The organism is Halobacillus rhizosphaerae (assembly GCF_046719735.1).
Lineage (GTDB): Bacteria > Bacillota > Bacilli > Bacillales > Halobacillaceae > Halobacillus_B > Halobacillus_B rhizosphaerae.
The window spans coordinates 15,954-31,714 of record NZ_JAUTWQ010000017.1 but is presented as its reverse complement, the minus strand read 5'-3'; the positions used below and the strand labels follow the sequence as shown (position 1 = coordinate 31,714).

At 42.8% G+C, this 15,761-nt stretch carries 18 protein-coding genes; 11 read left to right on the top strand and 7 right to left on the bottom strand.

What is annotated here, in order from left to right; translation table 11 throughout:
* Positions 1-277: 277 nt before the first annotated feature.
* Both Q7A53_RS16520 and Q7A53_RS16515 read right to left on the bottom strand, forming a co-directional pair.
* Positions 278-700, bottom strand: a complete 423-nt coding sequence (locus Q7A53_RS16520; RefSeq protein WP_411790293.1) for a carboxymuconolactone decarboxylase family protein — start codon at positions 698-700, stop codon at positions 278-280.
* 114 nt (positions 701-814) lie between these two features.
* A complete protein-coding gene (locus tag Q7A53_RS16515; RefSeq protein WP_411790292.1) occupies positions 815-1,702 on the bottom strand; it encodes a LysR family transcriptional regulator in 888 nt (295 codons plus the stop codon).
* Between the two features lie 123 nt (positions 1,703-1,825).
* Between Q7A53_RS16515 and Q7A53_RS16510 the strand changes: the two genes are divergently transcribed.
* Positions 1,826-2,602 carry a 3-hydroxybutyrate dehydrogenase gene (locus Q7A53_RS16510; protein ID WP_411790291.1) on the top strand — a complete coding sequence of 259 codons (777 nt, stop codon included), beginning with the start codon at positions 1,826-1,828 and terminating at the stop codon, positions 2,600-2,602.
* A 306-nt stretch (positions 2,603-2,908) separates the two neighbouring features.
* Here the strand turns inward: Q7A53_RS16510 and Q7A53_RS16505 are convergent, their stop codons facing one another.
* Positions 2,909-3,046 carry a hypothetical protein gene (locus Q7A53_RS16505; protein ID WP_411790290.1) on the bottom strand — a complete coding sequence of 46 codons (138 nt, stop codon included), beginning with the start codon at positions 3,044-3,046 and terminating at the stop codon, positions 2,909-2,911.
* A gap of 222 nt (positions 3,047-3,268) precedes the next feature.
* Positions 3,269-3,451, bottom strand: coding sequence for a YjzC family protein (locus tag Q7A53_RS16500; protein ID WP_411790289.1), 183 nt, complete (start codon positions 3,449-3,451; stop codon positions 3,269-3,271).
* Between the two features lie 368 nt (positions 3,452-3,819).
* Between Q7A53_RS16500 and Q7A53_RS16495 the strand changes: the two genes are divergently transcribed.
* Complete coding sequence (locus Q7A53_RS16495) at positions 3,820-4,926, top strand: threonine aldolase family protein (RefSeq protein ID WP_411790288.1); 1,107 nt, start codon at positions 3,820-3,822, stop codon at positions 4,924-4,926.
* A gap of 13 nt (positions 4,927-4,939) precedes the next feature.
* On the top strand, positions 4,940-5,305 hold the full coding sequence (locus tag Q7A53_RS16490; RefSeq protein WP_411790287.1) for a VOC family protein: 366 nt from the start codon (positions 4,940-4,942) through the stop codon (positions 5,303-5,305).
* Between the two features lie 42 nt (positions 5,306-5,347).
* Here Q7A53_RS16490 and Q7A53_RS16485 read toward each other — a convergent pair whose 3' ends face one another.
* On the bottom strand, positions 5,348-5,815 hold the full coding sequence (locus Q7A53_RS16485; protein WP_411790286.1) for a divergent PAP2 family protein: 468 nt from the start codon (positions 5,813-5,815) through the stop codon (positions 5,348-5,350).
* 160 nt (positions 5,816-5,975) lie between these two features.
* On the opposite strand from Q7A53_RS16485, the gene Q7A53_RS16480 reads away from it, so the two are divergent.
* The 3 genes from Q7A53_RS16480 to Q7A53_RS16470 all read left to right on the top strand — a co-directional run bounded on the left by Q7A53_RS16480 (position 5,976) and on the right by Q7A53_RS16470 (position 8,045).
* Complete coding sequence (locus Q7A53_RS16480) at positions 5,976-6,506, top strand: DinB family protein (RefSeq protein ID WP_411790285.1); 531 nt, start codon at positions 5,976-5,978, stop codon at positions 6,504-6,506.
* 212 nt (positions 6,507-6,718) lie between these two features.
* Positions 6,719-7,549 (top strand): GNAT family N-acetyltransferase, encoded by an 831-nt coding sequence (locus tag Q7A53_RS16475; protein ID WP_411790284.1) that lies wholly within the window; start codon positions 6,719-6,721, stop codon positions 7,547-7,549.
* Between the two features lie 118 nt (positions 7,550-7,667).
* On the top strand, positions 7,668-8,045 hold the full coding sequence (locus Q7A53_RS16470) for a hypothetical protein (protein ID WP_411790283.1): 378 nt from the start codon (positions 7,668-7,670) through the stop codon (positions 8,043-8,045).
* Positions 8,046-8,132: 87 nt separating this feature from the next.
* On the opposite strand, the gene Q7A53_RS16465 is transcribed toward Q7A53_RS16470, so the two are convergent.
* Complete coding sequence (locus Q7A53_RS16465) at positions 8,133-9,305, bottom strand: TraB/GumN family protein (RefSeq protein WP_411790282.1); 1,173 nt, start codon at positions 9,303-9,305, stop codon at positions 8,133-8,135.
* Positions 9,306-9,631: 326 nt separating this feature from the next.
* Between Q7A53_RS16465 and Q7A53_RS16460 the strand changes: the two genes are divergently transcribed.
* On the top strand, positions 9,632-10,708 hold the full coding sequence (locus Q7A53_RS16460; protein WP_411790307.1) for a branched-chain amino acid aminotransferase: 1,077 nt from the start codon (positions 9,632-9,634) through the stop codon (positions 10,706-10,708).
* A 389-nt stretch (positions 10,709-11,097) separates the two neighbouring features.
* On the opposite strand, the gene Q7A53_RS16455 is transcribed toward Q7A53_RS16460, so the two are convergent.
* The gene (locus tag Q7A53_RS16455; RefSeq protein WP_411790281.1) at positions 11,098-11,433 is read right to left on the bottom strand and encodes a heme oxygenase; all 336 of its coding nucleotides are present in this window, start codon (positions 11,431-11,433) and stop codon (positions 11,098-11,100) included.
* Positions 11,434-11,636: 203 nt separating this feature from the next.
* Here Q7A53_RS16455 and Q7A53_RS16450 point away from each other — a divergent pair, with 203 nt between their 5' ends.
* The 4 genes from Q7A53_RS16450 (at position 11,637) to Q7A53_RS16435 (ending at position 15,755) form a co-directional block, all read left to right on the top strand.
* Positions 11,637-12,620, top strand: coding sequence for an aldo/keto reductase (locus tag Q7A53_RS16450; RefSeq protein WP_411790280.1), 984 nt, complete (start codon positions 11,637-11,639; stop codon positions 12,618-12,620).
* Between the two features lie 249 nt (positions 12,621-12,869).
* Positions 12,870-13,364 carry a cupin domain-containing protein gene (locus Q7A53_RS16445; protein ID WP_411790279.1) on the top strand — a complete coding sequence of 165 codons (495 nt, stop codon included), beginning with the start codon at positions 12,870-12,872 and terminating at the stop codon, positions 13,362-13,364.
* Between the two features lie 100 nt (positions 13,365-13,464).
* On the top strand, positions 13,465-14,829 hold the full coding sequence (locus Q7A53_RS16440) for a sigma-54 interaction domain-containing protein (protein ID WP_411790278.1): 1,365 nt from the start codon (positions 13,465-13,467) through the stop codon (positions 14,827-14,829).
* A 230-nt stretch (positions 14,830-15,059) separates the two neighbouring features.
* On the top strand, positions 15,060-15,755 hold the full coding sequence (locus Q7A53_RS16435) for a CoA transferase subunit A (RefSeq protein ID WP_411790277.1): 696 nt from the start codon (positions 15,060-15,062) through the stop codon (positions 15,753-15,755).
* Positions 15,756-15,761: the final 6 nt, after the last annotated feature.

Below are 15,761 nucleotides of genomic sequence, written 5' to 3'. Positions count from 1 at the left end.
ACGGGTACAAAAATCTTTTAAACATAATTAAATCCGGCCAATAAGGAGGTGTTAACAACATCCTTCCTTTATCGGCTGGATTTTTTCTGCATGATGGACTTCTTAACATTGACCCCGGAGTGCGAAAGCGCGAGGAGGCAAACCAGCCGCCCGCGAAAAGCGAAATGTATTTCCGGAGCGGTCATACAAGCTAATCTTCTACCCTTTCTATGATGTTACTAAGTGAGTATCATTTCCTTGTCTCGCCATTTCATTCATTTTGTGAAACCATATCCGTTCAGCCGGTTGCTTGCGCTGTTTTCTCGATCGTGACTCCTCGGACATTAAACACTTTCTTCGCTACTTGCAACGCATTTAATACACTCGGAAATCCTGTATAAGGAATTAAGTGAGTGATACTCTCCACAATTTCCGTAGGAGTTAAGCCGGCCGTCAGACCGGTGTTAATGTGCAGTTCTAGTTGAGGCTCTCTGCCTTGCGTGACTAGAGAGGAAATGGTCACAAGTGCACGCTGTTTGTTACTCAGACCTTCTCTTGAATAAATATCTCCATAGGCAAATTCAATGATATATTTTCCGATATCCGGTGCGATATCCTCAAGGTCTTCGGCAATTTTATGGTGGGTGGATGTTTCTTCATTGGCGTTCAACGTGTATTCTGTTAATTTATCTAAACCCTGCTGATAGCGTTCGTTATTCATTGGTAATTCCTCCTGAAAAAATAATAGCTCGTTAACAGGGATTACTATACCGCTCATTTATCTATGCGTAAAATATATATTCATTATAAGAAGTATTCAATAAAAGCATAGGTTTTACTGCTCCTTATGCAACTCGGTAATCTTCTTCATCAGTTCCCGGGTCGCATGGGAAACATAGCGGCCTTTTTTAAGCAGCAGTCCTAACTTCCAGGGGATGGCGGGACGGATAATCGGGATGGCTTTGACAGAGGCAGGGTCCACTTTTCTCACGATAGATTGCGGGAAAACCGACAGTCCCAGGTTTTCGCCAATCATTCCGCTTATAAAATCCCACTGAGAGCTTTCATACGCCACATTCGGACGAAATCCTGCCTTCACACATTCCTGAATAATTCGGTCGTGCAAAGCAAAGTCCTCGCTGAATAGAATAAAATCTTCCTCTGCTAATTCTTTCATTTGTACTTGTTCCCTTTGAGCAAGAGGATGGGAGTCATGAACAAACAGCATCATCTCTTCCTCAACAAACGGAACCACTTCGAATTCCTCCTCATTCGCAGGTAGCACTACAACACCAAGATCAAGCAGTCCATCCTTCACATCTTTCTTCACTTTGTTCGCCCCGTCTTCCACGAGCTGGATGTTTATTTCCGGATACGCTGTATGAAACGCTTTAATAATCTTAGGGAAAAATAAGAACCCGATCAGCGGCGGGATGCCGATTTTGATCTTTCCTTTTTTTAAATTCATTAGATCATAAAGGTGAGTCGAAAAGCTGTCCAGCGATTCGATAATCATCTGGGCTTGTTCGTAGGCGATCTCTCCGGCTGACGTCAATTCAATTTGTCTGGAGGAGCGGTCAATCAATTCCATTTCCAGTTCACCCTCAAGGTTTCTTACCATTTTACTTAACGAAGGCTGGGAAATGTGGAGCTCTGCTGATGCTTTTGTGAAGCTTTTCCATTTCGCGACTTCAATAAAGTACGTTAATTGGCGGATATCCAATTGATTACACTCCGATCTATAACTTAAAAGCATAAGATTAATAGTTATAATTCATTTTACTTATTAGTCTGCGGGAAGTAAACTGTCAGGAGTATTAGAATCATGCAGGCAGGAGTGAAAAGAATGGTAGAGAATAAAGTGGTTGTCATTACAGGTGCGGCAAGCGGAATTGGATTTGAAATGGCGAAGACCTTTGCTGAAAATGGCAGTCAAGTCGTCTTAACGGATATAAACGAAGAAGGAGTCGAACAAGCGGCAGGTAAGCTTAGGCTAAACGGTTGGTCAGCTATTGGTTTAAAAGCAGACGTCACGAGTGAAACAGATATTCAGCACATGCTGAAGCAGACTCATGAGAAGTATGGACGGATTGACGCGCTGATGAATAATGCGGGCATGCAGCATGTCGCCCCTATAGAGGAGTTTCCTACAGAGAAATTCGAAATGATGCTGAAAATAATGCTTACCGCGCCGTTTATTGCCCATAAATATGTGCTGCCTATTATGAAGGAGCAGGGATTTGGAAGAATCATAAATATGTCCTCCATCAATGGACTGGTAGGATTTGCGGGGAAATCCGCTTATAACAGCGCCAAGCATGGATTAATCGGCTTGACGAAAGCCGCTTCTCTGGAAACGGCCGCTCATGGAATTACCGTCAATGCGATCTGTCCCGGGTACGTAGACACACCGCTCGTCCGCGGCCAGTTAGAGGATATTGCCAAGACACGAAATGTACCTTTGGAGAAAGTACTGGAAGAAGTTATTTATCCTCTAGTACCGCAAAAGCGGCTGCTGGATGTGAGTGAAATCGCCGATTATGCCATGTTTTTAGCTAGTGATCAAGCAAGAAGTGTAACGGGACAGGCTGTCGTGATTGATGGTGGGTATACAGCTCAATAAGACAGTTCTTCCCTCACACAATAAAAGGCTGACCATTTAAGCTGTGGTCAGCCCGATATCAAAAAAAAGAGACCAAATCGCTTACAATTTGGTCTTACTCATAAGCAGCAATTTTTCCCGATACGCGGCTGCTTACATCATTAGTGGTTTTCTATTTGTTGGAGTGGGCTTATAAAGCAGAAGTTGCGTAATCTATCAAAATAGATTTGGCAGATACGGTGTTCATTTCTATCGTTTGAGTTCGTCCTGGAAGTTTAGTAACTTCCAGAAGGAAATTACTCTAAACGAACTTACAGGTGCTGGCCATTAAACCGTACCAAGGATATGATTGATACAATTCACGACAATTTCGCGCTGTTCACTTGACCCAAACAAGATAGCAACTAGTAGAGCTATTAGTAATAGAAAAGCAATGACTACAGCTGCTAACATAGAAATCAACATATAACTTCAACCCCTTTATATTAAATTAGAAGGAAATCTCTCCTTCTTTTACTAGATTATGAATGTAAAGGAGGATTGCTTGGCCAAGTGTCATGTATGTCCAAATTTAGGCAGCCCTTTTTGAATTACTTTAACTAAAGTAATAAAATATGGAAGGGAATGAAAAAAGCTTCGGTCTGATAATTTCAGACCGAAGCTTTTTGTGTGACGCAAATTATTATACTAAGAAATTTTTACCCAATGAGCTGCTTCGTTTGATGACGGGGAAGGAGGGAACTGTTCACCTTTTTCCACTTTCACTTCCGTATTATCCTTCTGGGAAGATCCGCCACTTACGAGACTATCTACCTTGTAAGTGCCGCTTTCTGGTGCTTTTTCACCTGTTTTGTAAGTGTTCTTTGCCATGATGCTCCACCTCCTGAATAAATTAAGAAAAGGTAATCATTTCCTCCTTTTCTTTATATTAAGATAGTATCACTTGGTGGGGAATCCTAAACTGAATTTTCAAGAAAATAGCGAATTGTAAATAAACTGTAATAAATAACCAGTTGGATCGTATATAGATTAAAACCCCAAGCGAGATTGGTTGAGGAAGAGTGATAGGAAAGTGCTATAATCAAATAGAAGCTTAATAAAGTGTCATTCCTTTTAAAGGTAGATGTGTGAAGCCGCTTAGTGACTAGGTTCAAAGAATTATTTTGGGAAAAACAAGGGTTTTCTCAACATGTAATCGAATTGGATTACTTAGAACGACTATACTGGGAGGTTCATGCATGAATCATTCAACATTATTTGAAGGCTACAAAGCAGCTAAGCATAAACATTCCGGTCATCAAGAGCGCGAAGTCTCTATTCTTAAGCAAGCGTTTGAGAATATGGAAGGCGATCTTGAAGCTGATTTATATGGAAAGGGGCCATCGATTCGAACGTTTGAACAGAAGATGGCAGCATATCTTGGAAAAGAATCTGCTGTTTTTTTTCCAAGTGGAACGATGGCTCAGCAGATTGCATTAAGAATTTGGAGCGATGAGAAAGGGATCAATAAAGTTGCCTATCATCCACTTTCTCACTTAGAGCTTCATGAGGAGGATGCCATCAAGGAACTTCATCAACTGGAGCCTGTTCTGCTTGCTGAGAAGAATCGGTTGATTGGGTTAGAAGATATCGTGAATCTGGAAGAGGATATTTCCTGTTTGCTGCTGGAGCTGCCACAACGGGAAATTGGCGGACAACTGCCCTCCTATGAAACGTTGATAAATTTATCTGATTACTGTAGAGATTATGGGATTAGATTGCATTTAGATGGGGCACGATTACTTGAAGTTCTTCCTTATTATGAAAAAACGGCTGCTGAAATCTGCAGTTTATTCGATAGTGTTTACCTCTCCTTTTATAAAGGGATCGGGGGTATAGCTGGGGCGATTCTGGCGGGGAGCGAGTCCTTCACAGAGAAGTCGAAAGTATGGAAGCGCCGTCATGGCGGGGACTTAATCAGTCTGTATCCATATTTCTTAAGTGCGGATTACTATTTCGAAATGCGAAAGAATAAAATGACGGAATACTACCATCATGCCAAGGAACTGGCTGAATTATATAACCAGTGTCATGCCGTGCGGACAATGCCTGCTGAGCCGGTGACCAATATGTTCCACGTCCATTTTGATATGTCCCGGGAAGAGCTGGAACCGCTGCTATTAGAAATCTATGAAGCTGCTGATCTAGGATTTACCGGTTATTTAGCCGAGACCGCTGATGGAGCGCCTTATTACGAGGTCAGTATTGGTGATGCTTATGAACAACTGCCCAAGGATGTTCTGAAGAAGGCCTTTCAAATGCTTGATGAAAAAATGAAGGCCATAGACGTTTCTCGCCAAAACTAAAGGGGGAAATGAAATGAGTCATCTTTTTAAACGGATCGATACGGTGTTTCTGAAAGTGAAGAATTTCGACGAGGCGATCGATTGGTACACGGATGTTCTGGGTCTGTCCGTTCGATTCAGAGACGATAAGAATGGCTATGCAGCAATTGATATTGGAGAAACACCTCTGACTCTAGTAAGAACGGAAGACCATGAGCAGATTGAAGATGAACAGAAGGTTTGGTTTAACTTTTTCTGTCCGGATATTGACCGTGCCCACCGGCATTTAGTGAATCAGGATGTAGAAGTTGGCCAGATCTATGAAGAAGGGAATATTAAATGGTTCCAATTTAAAGATTTAGAAGGAAATCCATTAGAAGTCTGTCATTTTCAAGAATGATCTATTAAAAAAGCCATACAGCCGGACTGTATGGCTTTTTAACTATTTATTTTGCAAGTGGTCCTCATATTTAGCTATACTCCATCCGTACAAAATTCCAAAAAGGGAGCCAAATAGAACTTCCGCCGGCTGATGTCCCAGCAGTTCATTAAGTTCTTCATTCTGATTAAAATACTCGATACTGGTCGTTTTGGAGATCTCTTCTACATTATCTTCTAATTCATTTACCAGTTTCGCTATTTCACCCGTATGACGGCGAAGACCCTGTGCATCGTACATCACAATTGAGCCGAATACGACTGCAAGTGCTGTTTCCGTGTGCCGAGTTCCGCGATTAGCAGCTACATAAGCGGCAATCGAGGAAACCCCGGCAGAGTGAGAACTCGGCATGCCTCCCGTTTGGAAAATGGATCGCCAATCCCACTTTCCTGTTTTCCATCTGTTGGTGACTATTTTCAAGCCCTGAGCGATCCCGATCGCTGACAAAGCCGTAGAAATTCCTTTGTTCATAATTGTACCCCTCCGCTTTTCTTAAAAATAATGTCTTAAGGGTGCTTACCCTATTGCGGAGGATTTATGCAATAATCTGGGCAATAAGGTGGGGGTTTTTTAAAAATCATTCTTAAAGTGTATCTTCCTTTCAAATCATCAAAAAAGAGGAGAGAACCGTATGAATTTTAATTTAAGTGAAGCACTCGAAATTTTAGAACGAACACCTAAAACTTTAGAAAACTTCTTAACTGGCTTATCCGTTCATTGGCTGGAATGCAGTGAAGGAGAAGGGACTTGGAATCCGTCTCAGGTAGTCGGTCATTTAATTGAGTGTGAGAAAAATAATTGGGTGCCAAGATTAAGAACGATAGTGGAGGACGGTGAACAGAAGAAATTCCCCCCATTCGATCGTGATGCTCATATAACCAATCCCTCTAAGAACTCCATCAGTCAGAAGTTAAATGAGTTCAAACACCTGCGAATTCAGAATATGGAGGTTGTATTGGACATGATTAAATCTGATACTCAGCTTGAATTAACTGGGGAACATCCGGCATTTGGCGAAGTAAAGCTAAGAGAATTGCTTTCGACGTGGGTGGTTCACGATTTAACGCACATATCCCAGATTGTAAGAGTGATGTCAGAAAGGTACAGAGAGGATGTCGGCCCCTGGGAAGAGTATTTAGGTGTTCTAAAAAAACAAACTTAACTTGGGTAAGGAGTCTTAATTCAACCGGGACAATTGCTTAATAAGCGTACTCGCATATTAATATATCCATTAGAGGATCAGGAGTGATCGCGACGAAGGAAGAAAAATTTGTTAAATCTAGAAAAGGAGAACCGGAAGAGTGATGACTAAATAAGTTGTTGATTTTGGAAGTGAATTTAAGCAAGCGTGTTATTTTGACGGGAGGGCTGAAAATGATTCGTGAACTTGATAAAACCGAATTCTATAAATGTAAAAAACTAATAAATGATGAGGGACATTTAGAAGTTAAAGCGGTATTAGAAGGGAATAACCCTGGGCGAATCTTTGTAGATCATATCGATTCTCCTGAAGCAGGACTGCTCTGGCTGGGTAATAATGATGGTTTTTTCTTTATTGGAGATGAGGAAAGTGATGCATTTAATAACCATATAAATGATTTTATTAATAAGGTCATTTTCCCTGAAGCAAAAAAGCTGGGATTACATAATTTTATAGCCATTGGTAATCATTCAAGATGGAATCATACGATAGAAACGATTTTTGAACGTCTTTCCATGCAGAGAACAAATCAAAATGTGTATATGTTGGAAAATAAGCATTATAAAGAGAATAATGAACCTACTATTGACCGAGATTATACCGTGTTGAAAATCAATAAAATGCTTTATGAGAATAAAAACCATACTTTTGAAAACATAGGGTTTCTCCGCTCTAAAATATTAGAATTTTGGTCTTCACCTGAGGATTTCTTTCAAAAAGGAATGGGGTACGGTATTGCTTACAATAATAAGATTGTAAGTTTATGTTTTTCAGGCTTTGTAGCTGAAAATGTTCACGGTATAGATATAGAAACTATAGAGGATCATCAGGGGAATAAATTAGGTCAGAAGGCAGCCCACTGTCTCGTGAAAAATTGTGTGAGTAAGGGTGTGACTCCTTACTGGGATTGTGAGGAGGCAAATACACCGTCTAATACCATTGCTGAAAATACAGGGTTAAAGATTTATTTAAATTATTTTGTGTACATATTTCCGATTGATTAATAATTGATGTGGGCTTCAATTAACCGGTACGTTTGTTAACGATGTACTTCGTATCTTGATTTCTTTAATGTCTTTATTCCTAAGTGATCGAATGATTTGAAGCAGAAGGAGGAGTATTTTGGAAAGAAAGACAGTGGCAAACCTATTAATCTTTTTAATAGGCGGTTTACTGTTTACTTTTTCTATTGAATTGCCAGTCATAGGTTTTAAGAAATTAGAGTTTATGGAAGAAACTTCTATTCAAGTAATTATTGATTACAATTGGTATGGAAAGGAAATAAGTGAGCGGCCTTTTAAAGGTGATCCTCATGCAGAGCTTAGCCTATTTCGAAAGCAAGAAAAAATTCAAAAACTTCAAGTGCTCCTAGTTGTTTTTGCAATAATGCCTTTAGCGTTATGGTGGAGCAGGGAGAAAAAGCGGTATATTTATGGTAGTGCCTTTATATTTTTTCTCCTGGTGATTATGGATATGATACTGATCCATAGGTTTAGTTAGTAACGGAGTGGTTTATTAATATCAAATCGGTACATAAAGAAAATCCACCCCCAGTACAGGGGAGGATTTTTATTTTTTCTTAATCTTTTATAAATGCTCAATAAAACGACGGATAACATCTGCTCCGCCAATAAACGTACCAAGCGAGCTGCCAATATTGGCAAGGACAACAACCAGCAATATGCGCGTTACCCGGTTGTTCCAAAACCCTTTGAAGCTCGTTACGTCCTCATTCAGGTTTTCAAAATCTCTTACATTCGGCCGTTTAAAGTAGGCCTGCACAATCCCTGCAAACCATCCGGAAGCAACCAGCGGATAGAGCGAAGTAACAGGTGCTGCAATAAACGCCGTGACAATCGCCAGCGGATGGGCCATGGCAGCGGCTGCTCCAAGACCGGACAAGACGCCATTCCATAAGATCCAGCTCAATGTCTGCTCCGCTCCGGCGGAAGGATCGGAGTAAAAAGTAAAACCAATTAGAAACAAAATAATCAGCGGAATCCCCCAGCCAATCAGCTTTGGCAGGATCGATTTCTTTGGACGCTCATTCAGTTTGTCTAAATCGTGGTCTTCATGAATCTGTTTCTTGATCCCTGGAACGTGAGCAGCGCCAAGGACGGCCACCACTTTCTCTCCAGGAGCTTCTTTAATTTTCTGACCGAGATATTGGTCACGTTCATCAATCAATGGTGTCTTTAACCTTGGAAAGCTTTCCGAGAAATCAGCAAGCATGGAATCGAGCATGTCCTGGGTTTTCATTTTTTCCAAGTCTTCTTCTGTAATCGTTTCGCTGCTGAAAATGCTGGCAACGATCGAGGACATTAATTTGGCTTTTCCCCAAAACCCGATATTATTCCAGATCCGCGCAAAGGTAATTTGAATGTTTCGATCGGCCAGGACGAGCTCCGCCCCGGTTTCCTTCGCGGATTCGATCCCTTGTATCATCTCCTGACCCGCCTGGATGCCGAACTGCTTGGCCATCCTTCGTTGAAAGGAGGAGACGGCAAGATTAATTAATAGCAAAGTCGCTTTTTTTTCTTTAATAATTTGAAAAATATCGGTATTCTGCCACTGATCTCCTTCAGATATGGACTGGTAACGTTGTTCGTCGAGTTCTATACAAACGGAATCGGGCTGTTCGGCCTCAATAACTTCTTTTACGAGTTCTGCACTTTGCTTTGAGATGTGTGCGGTCCCGATCAAGATGAGTTCTTTTTGCCCGATGTGAATTCGAGTGATCGTTTCTTCATTCTCCGGCATTCCCATGACCATCCTTTTTAAAAATAATGATGCTTTCTCTATAGTAAACTAGTCTCACCCAAATGAAAATTCTTCTTCCGTAAAAAGGTGTGGAATATTTGTTACAGTCAATAGATAATCACCGCAGCTTAGCTGGAATAGCTGCGCAGAATAAAAGTTGGCCGGGATCCCTAGGCTTCATAGACCCAGCTGCCACGCCGCCAGTAACCTTTTTCTGAAAAATCAATGTTCTTCTCTTTAAAATTATCGTCGTTGAGAGTACAATGAATACTAATATTTATGACTTTAAAGCAGAAAAATATATTATGGGTAAAGGGGAGACGAAGATGAGCTATGAATCGCTAGTTATTGAAGAAAGGTCCACAAACAAAAAGAAACAAAAGCCAGAAACAAAGGAAATCCCTTTTGGCAGAAAATTCACAGATCACATGTTTACGATGGATTATGATGAAGTGAAAGGGTGGCATGATCCGAAAATTGTTCCTTACCAGCCAATTAACCTGGATCCAGCCGCAATGATCTTTCACTACGGGCAGACCGTTTTCGAAGGATTAAAGGCTTATCGTACGGATGATGAGCGGGTGCTGTTGTTTCGTCCGGACCGAAATCTTGCACGGCTGAATAAATCAAGTGAGCGTTTGAGTATTCCTGCGCTTGATGAAGACAAGGTGATGGACTATTTGCTGGAGCTAGTGCGTTTGGAGCGTGACTGGGTACCGTCCTTTGAAGGGACCTCCTTATACATACGCCCGTTTATTATCTCTACTGAACCCAATTTAGCTGTTGCACCGTCTAAATCCTATACGTTCATGGTGATCCTTTCCCCAGTCGGTCCTTACTTTTCCGGAGGCATTCATCCTGTCCAAATTAATGTGGAGGATCAATTTACCCGGGCGGTCAAAGGCGGAACAGGCATGGCGAAAACCGCTGGCAACTATTCTTCCGGTTACCAGGCACAGGCGAAAGCAAGCGAAACTGGCAATGCAGATGTGCTGTGGCTGGACGGAGTCGAAAAGAAATACATTGAAGAAGTCGGCAGCATGAACATCTTCTTCAAAATTGATGGAGAAGTGGTCACCCCGGCTTTAAACGGAAGTATTCTAAAAGGGATCACGCGGACTTCTATTCTTGAAGTGCTGAATGATTGGAATGTACCCGTGACAGAAAGAAAGATTTCCATTGATGAACTGGCGGAAGCTTACGATGCCGGCAAGCTTGAAGAAGCATTTGGCACAGGGACGGCAGCCGTCATTTCCCCTGTGGGCGAATTAAACTGGAAGGGCAAGAAAATGGAGATTAATAACCGTGAAATCGGCCCGTTATCCCAGGAACTTTACGACACGATCACCGGCATTCAACGTGGCCGAAGAGAAGATACGTACGGCTGGACGGTCGAAGTATAAAATCATAAATAAGAGGCACATACAGTAGTCTTTTAGCCATAATGAAATCCGAACGATGAGGAAATGTTGCCTGCGTTATTCCATCATCGTTCGGATTTTTTGTCCTGCATGAGGTAAGAATCGTAAACGGTTTTCCTTTTTTTACTCGTTCTCTACGAATGAATGGAAGTGAACACTCCAGCGTAGGAAATACACGGAGACTTCTGCGGGAGGAAGGCATAGGTTTGACCCCGGAGTGCGCAGCACGAGGAGGCAAACCAGCCGCCCGCGAAAAGCGGAGTGTATTTCCGGAGCGGTTCTTCATGGAACACCTCTGTCCTTCCCTAGATGTTTCGTCTTTAGACAGGAGGCATTTGCTTATGTTTCTTCCATTTTTCAATCAGGCGAGGTTATTTTCCGTCTGCTTCAATGACAGAAGCAACTTTTGATACAACCACTTCGCTGCCCAGCATCGGAGATTCCTGTTTCTTGTCGCCAGATCCGGGAGCCGGTCGTTTATGAGCTTCTTTAAAGGCATCACTGTTTTTCCACGCTTCAAAGTTCTCTAGATTTTCCCAATACATATTCACGTTTAATTCATCATGATCGTCGGAGTGCTGATTCACGAGCACTTCTACTTTTTGAAAACCGTCCATGCTTTGCAACGGGCCAGGCTTGGTAAACATCGGAGCCATTTTCTCAGCGTGACCTGGTTTTACCTTAATTCTATTCGTAACCACGTACATCTTGATCATCCTCCTTAAGAATGCTTGTGTACTTGAATCAGTCTATGAAATTCGCTAGACTACTCTTTCATTATATCGGTCTCACAGTTAATCGTCACCCATGAAGCTAAAAAAATCTATCAATATATTCCAGTTATTCTTGAATCTATTTGTTTAACGGATTCCATTTAAAGGGAAATGGTTGGTAGAAAGGCGGGATGAAGATGAAATATAATCAGCTGGGTCAGACCGACTTAAACATTAGCGAATTAAGCTTTGGAACATGGGCCATCGGCGGAAGCTGGGGAACGACCAACGATGAGGAATCCCTTAGCGCCCTGCACAAAGCGATGGATCACGGGGTTAACTTCTTTGATACCGCAGACGTTTATGGAATGGGGCACAGTGAAAAGCTGCTTGCCCAGGCGACAAAAGGGAAGGAAGCGGAGATCCATATTGCTTCGAAGTTCTGCCGGCAAGGTGATATTCATGATCCGGCCACGTATTCAAAGGAACAGGTTTCTAAGTATTTGGAAGACAGTTTGCAGCGGTTAAACCGTGATCACTTAGACCTTTACCAGATTCACTGCCCTCCTTTAGAAATATTAAAAGATGGTTCTGTGTTTGACGTGTTAGAGGATTTGAAAAAGCAGGGTAAGATACGATACTACGGCGTTAGTGTGGAAACGGTAGAAGAAGGCTTATATGTGCTTGAGAATACGAAAGCAAGTGCCCTGCAGGTCATTTTTAATATTTTCCGGCAGAAGCTTCTCGATGAACTGTTCCCGACAGCGATTGAAAAACAGGCAGGAATTCTTGCCCGAGTCCCCCTTGCCAGCGGTTTGCTGACGGGAAAATTCAATGAAGATCATAACTTCGAAGAGGATGACCACCGTAACTTTAATCAAAATGGTGAGGCATTTAATGTAGGGGAAACCTTCGCCGGACTGGAATTCTCGAAAGGGGTCGAGCTGAGCCGTGAGCTTGAGTGGATCGGTGACGGGCGGGGCAATATGACACGCGCCGCTCTTAAATGGATTATGCAGCAGCAAGGAGTGACAAGCGTCATTCCCGGCTTCCGTAATGTGAGCCAGGTAGAAGATAATCTGGGTGCCTTGGAAGTGAAAGATTTTACAGATCAGGAATTAAAAGAACTGAAAGCTTTTTATAACGGAGAAGTACATGAAAATATCCGCGGGGTATATTAAGTTAGCAAGATGATGCTGATTTAAAATAAAGGGAGTGAACATCATAAAGTACAGACAAAAGAATAGGATTCACCAGAAGACCCGAACCTCTGATTTTCTTTGGTTCGGGTCTTCTGGGATCTAAATATACACGCTGTCCTTATTCTAATGATGGGGTTTTCCTTAAGTATTCTCTTTGCTCCTTCCTCTCCCTTTTTGGTTTGTATGGTACGATAAAAGCAGTAGGGAACGATTAAACCAAAAGTTAGGATGAGACAAATGAACGTTCAAGAATGGATTGACCAGTTAGGATTAGAACCGCATCCAGAAGGCGGCTTCTACAAAAGCACCTATGAATCTTCGCTTTGGACTGAAGCAGATCAAGGAGAAAGAAAACTGTATACGAGTATCTATTTTTTGCTGAGATCTAAGGACATCTCGCATTTTCACCGGTTAAAATCCGACGAGCTGTGGTATTTTCATGCGGGCAGTTCGATTACCATACATATGGTTCACTCAGACGGCACCTATCAGGAAGTGAAACTCGGTCTGGATGTGAAGCGCGGGGAAGTTCCTCAATTCGTGGTGCCGAAGGATACGATTTTTGGTTCCACAGTTGATCAGCCAGATACATTTTCGCTTGCCGGCTGCATGGTTTCGCCAGGGTTTGATTTTGCCGATTTTGAACTGCTTTCGCAACAAGAGCTATTGCCTCACTATCCTGATCACGCGGAAAAAATTAAGAAGCTTGCGATTGATAAGTAATCGACATAGCAAGAGCACAGCTGCCAGGCCTGTGTTGTTGTTCCACTTAAAAATGAAATCGCTGTCATTCATCGGGCGATTTTAGACGGGAGGTTAAGCCATGGACTCGTTGTTGGGATATCATCGATACGATTTGTTTGAAACTTTTTTTGAAAGCGGGAATTTCTGTATTGTTATCGTCGATCACGAAGGGTTGATTTCTTATTTGAATGAAGAGTACTGCCGGTTCTTGAATGTAAAGAAATCGGAAGCGCTCGGCCATCATGTGACGAGTATAATCGAGAATACGCGCATGCATCTCGTTGTGGATTCGGGGGAGGAAGAAATTGCTGATCTTCAGTATATTCGTGGCAACTATATGATCGCCAGCCGCATTCCGCTGCGTTCTGAGGGAGAAGTGGTCGGTGCTCTTGGCATGGTATTATTCCGTGATACCGAGGAATGGCTGAAGATGAACAGTCACATTAAAGAGCTTCTGCTAGAGTTGGAGGCTTACCGCACCCAACTGCAGCAAAAGAACGGCGCTGTCTATTCTCTTCATCACATCATCAGCCGGTCGAACACGATGGACCAGCTGAAAAATAAAGTGAAAAAGATAGCCCCCGGAGACGTGTCCGTGCTCTTAAGAGGAGAAAGCGGAACCGGCAAGGAATTGTTTGCCCATAGTCTTCACCATTTGAGTGAGCGGAGTACCCAGCCATTTGTGAAAGTAAACTGTGCGGCAATTCCTGATAATCTGCTGGAATCCGAGTTGTTTGGCTATCAGGAAGGCGCCTTTACGGGAGCTAAACGAGGCGGGAAGCCAGGGAAGTTTCAACTGGCTGATGGCGGGACGTTGTTTCTGGATGAGATCGGGGACATGCCATTAAATGCCCAGGTGAAGATCCTCCGAGTCCTACAGGAGGGGGAAGTGGAAGCGGTAGGTGCACTGAAACCAGAGAAAATAGATGTTCGGATTATTGCTTCGACGCATCAGCCCTTAGAAGAGCTTATTGAATCGAAAGAATTTCGTGAAGATTTATTTTACCGAATCAATGTGGTACAGCTGCAGATTCCTTCCCTCCGTGACCGTAAGGAAGACATCCGTCTGCTGGCAAAATCACTTCTGCACAAGCTGACCGAGCGGATTGGCAAACGAGTGGTCGACTTTGAAGAAGAGGTATTTGAAATCTTCCAAGCGTATCACTGGCCGGGCAACGTACGCGAACTGGAGAATGTGGTCGAGTCGGCGGTGTATCTGACCAATACTGAAGTCATCCGCGTGGAAGACCTGCCTGCTCATCTCCTGTCCCATTCGTACCTAGGCGAAGAGACTCAAGGGTTAAAAGCAATCATGGATAAAGCAGAAAAGCAGGCAGTGGAACGAGCGTTGAAAAAAGCAGACGGTGATAAATCGAAAGCTGCTGAACTGCTCAACATAGGAAAGTCGAGTCTTTATGATAAAGTAAAAAAATATCAGCTGTAAAACCATTCCATAATTTCGGAAAGTCATTCCGATAAACTGGAATGGTTCTTTTTTTGCGTAAAATGTAAGGGTTTACATCGAATGAACATTTCTCAATGGGGATTTTTCCGGAAACCTGGAATTAGCTCTATCGGCAATGACTTGCAAAGCCTGCTAACGATGGATTTATTTATTTTTTGATAATTGGCACGATTTTTGCATGTAGAGAGAGTGAAGGGAGTGGATAGCAAATGAAAACCGTTTATACAACGTTTCAAGAAGCAGTAAGTGAGATTAAAGATTATTCCACGATTATGGTGGGTGGATTTGGTTTAGTAGGGATTCCCGAAAATCTGATTCTGGCATTAGTGGAATCGAAGGTCAAGCACTTAACTGTGATTTCCAATAACTGCGGGGTGGATGACTGGGGGCTTGGACTGCTTCTGAAAAATAATCAAATTGATAAGATGATTGGTTCTTACGTTGGCGAGAATAAAGAATTTGAACGCCAGGTCTTAGCAGGAGAACTGGAAGTGGAACTCACCCCTCAGGGCACGCTCGCTGAGAAAATCAGAGCCGGTGGATCCGGAATTCCCGCGTTCTATACCCCGGCAGGCGTAGGGACTCCGCTTGCAGAAGGGCAGGAGGTCAGAAGTTTCGATGGCAAAGACTATCTCCTGCAAAGAGGCTTACAGGCCGATTTCAGTTTGGTTAGAGCGGCGAGAGGGGATCGGCACGGGAATTTGGTGTACAACAAAACCGCTCGTAATTTCAACCCGATGATGGCCGCGGCCGGCAAGGTAACGATTGCGGAGGTAGAGGAACTGGTGGAACCGGGCGAGCTTGATGCCGATGCGATTCACACTCCGGGAATTTATGTGCAAGGATTAATCGAAGGCAAGCAGGAAAAAAGAATCGAGCGTCTGACGCTAGCTTCAAATAACTAGGAGGGG

What these genes read in the sequence shown, in the direction of transcription:
- Q7A53_RS16475 (WP_411790284.1), top strand. Translation starts at nt 6,719, where the DNA reads ATGATTCGTGAACTTGATAAAACCGAATTCTATAAATGTAAAAAACTA.
- Q7A53_RS16495 (WP_411790288.1), top strand. Translation starts at nt 3,820, where the DNA reads ATGAATCATTCAACATTATTTGAAGGCTACAAAGCAGCTAAGCATAAA.
- Q7A53_RS16435 (WP_411790277.1), top strand. Translation starts at nt 15,060, where the DNA reads ATGAAAACCGTTTATACAACGTTTCAAGAAGCAGTAAGTGAGATTAAA.
- Q7A53_RS16480 (WP_411790285.1), top strand. Translation starts at nt 5,976, where the DNA reads ATGAATTTTAATTTAAGTGAAGCACTCGAAATTTTAGAACGAACACCT.
- Q7A53_RS16485 (WP_411790286.1), bottom strand. Translation starts at nt 5,815, where the DNA reads ATGAACAAAGGAATTTCTACGGCTTTGTCAGCGATCGGGATCGCTCAG.
- Q7A53_RS16445 (WP_411790279.1), top strand. Translation starts at nt 12,870, where the DNA reads ATGAGACAAATGAACGTTCAAGAATGGATTGACCAGTTAGGATTAGAA.
- Q7A53_RS16505 (WP_411790290.1), bottom strand. Translation starts at nt 3,046, where the DNA reads ATGTTGATTTCTATGTTAGCAGCTGTAGTCATTGCTTTTCTATTACTA.
- Q7A53_RS16460 (WP_411790307.1), top strand. Translation starts at nt 9,632, where the DNA reads ATGAGCTATGAATCGCTAGTTATTGAAGAAAGGTCCACAAACAAAAAG.
- Q7A53_RS16450 (WP_411790280.1), top strand. Translation starts at nt 11,637, where the DNA reads ATGAAATATAATCAGCTGGGTCAGACCGACTTAAACATTAGCGAATTA.
- Q7A53_RS16440 (WP_411790278.1), top strand. Translation starts at nt 13,465, where the DNA reads ATGGACTCGTTGTTGGGATATCATCGATACGATTTGTTTGAAACTTTT.
- Q7A53_RS16455 (WP_411790281.1), bottom strand. Translation starts at nt 11,433, where the DNA reads ATGTACGTGGTTACGAATAGAATTAAGGTAAAACCAGGTCACGCTGAG.
- Q7A53_RS16500 (WP_411790289.1), bottom strand. Translation starts at nt 3,451, where the DNA reads ATGGCAAAGAACACTTACAAAACAGGTGAAAAAGCACCAGAAAGCGGC.
- Q7A53_RS16510 (WP_411790291.1), top strand. Translation starts at nt 1,826, where the DNA reads ATGGTAGAGAATAAAGTGGTTGTCATTACAGGTGCGGCAAGCGGAATT.
- Q7A53_RS16465 (WP_411790282.1), bottom strand. Translation starts at nt 9,305, where the DNA reads ATGCCGGAGAATGAAGAAACGATCACTCGAATTCACATCGGGCAAAAA.
- Q7A53_RS16490 (WP_411790287.1), top strand. Translation starts at nt 4,940, where the DNA reads ATGAGTCATCTTTTTAAACGGATCGATACGGTGTTTCTGAAAGTGAAG.
- Q7A53_RS16520 (WP_411790293.1), bottom strand. Translation starts at nt 700, where the DNA reads ATGAATAACGAACGCTATCAGCAGGGTTTAGATAAATTAACAGAATAC.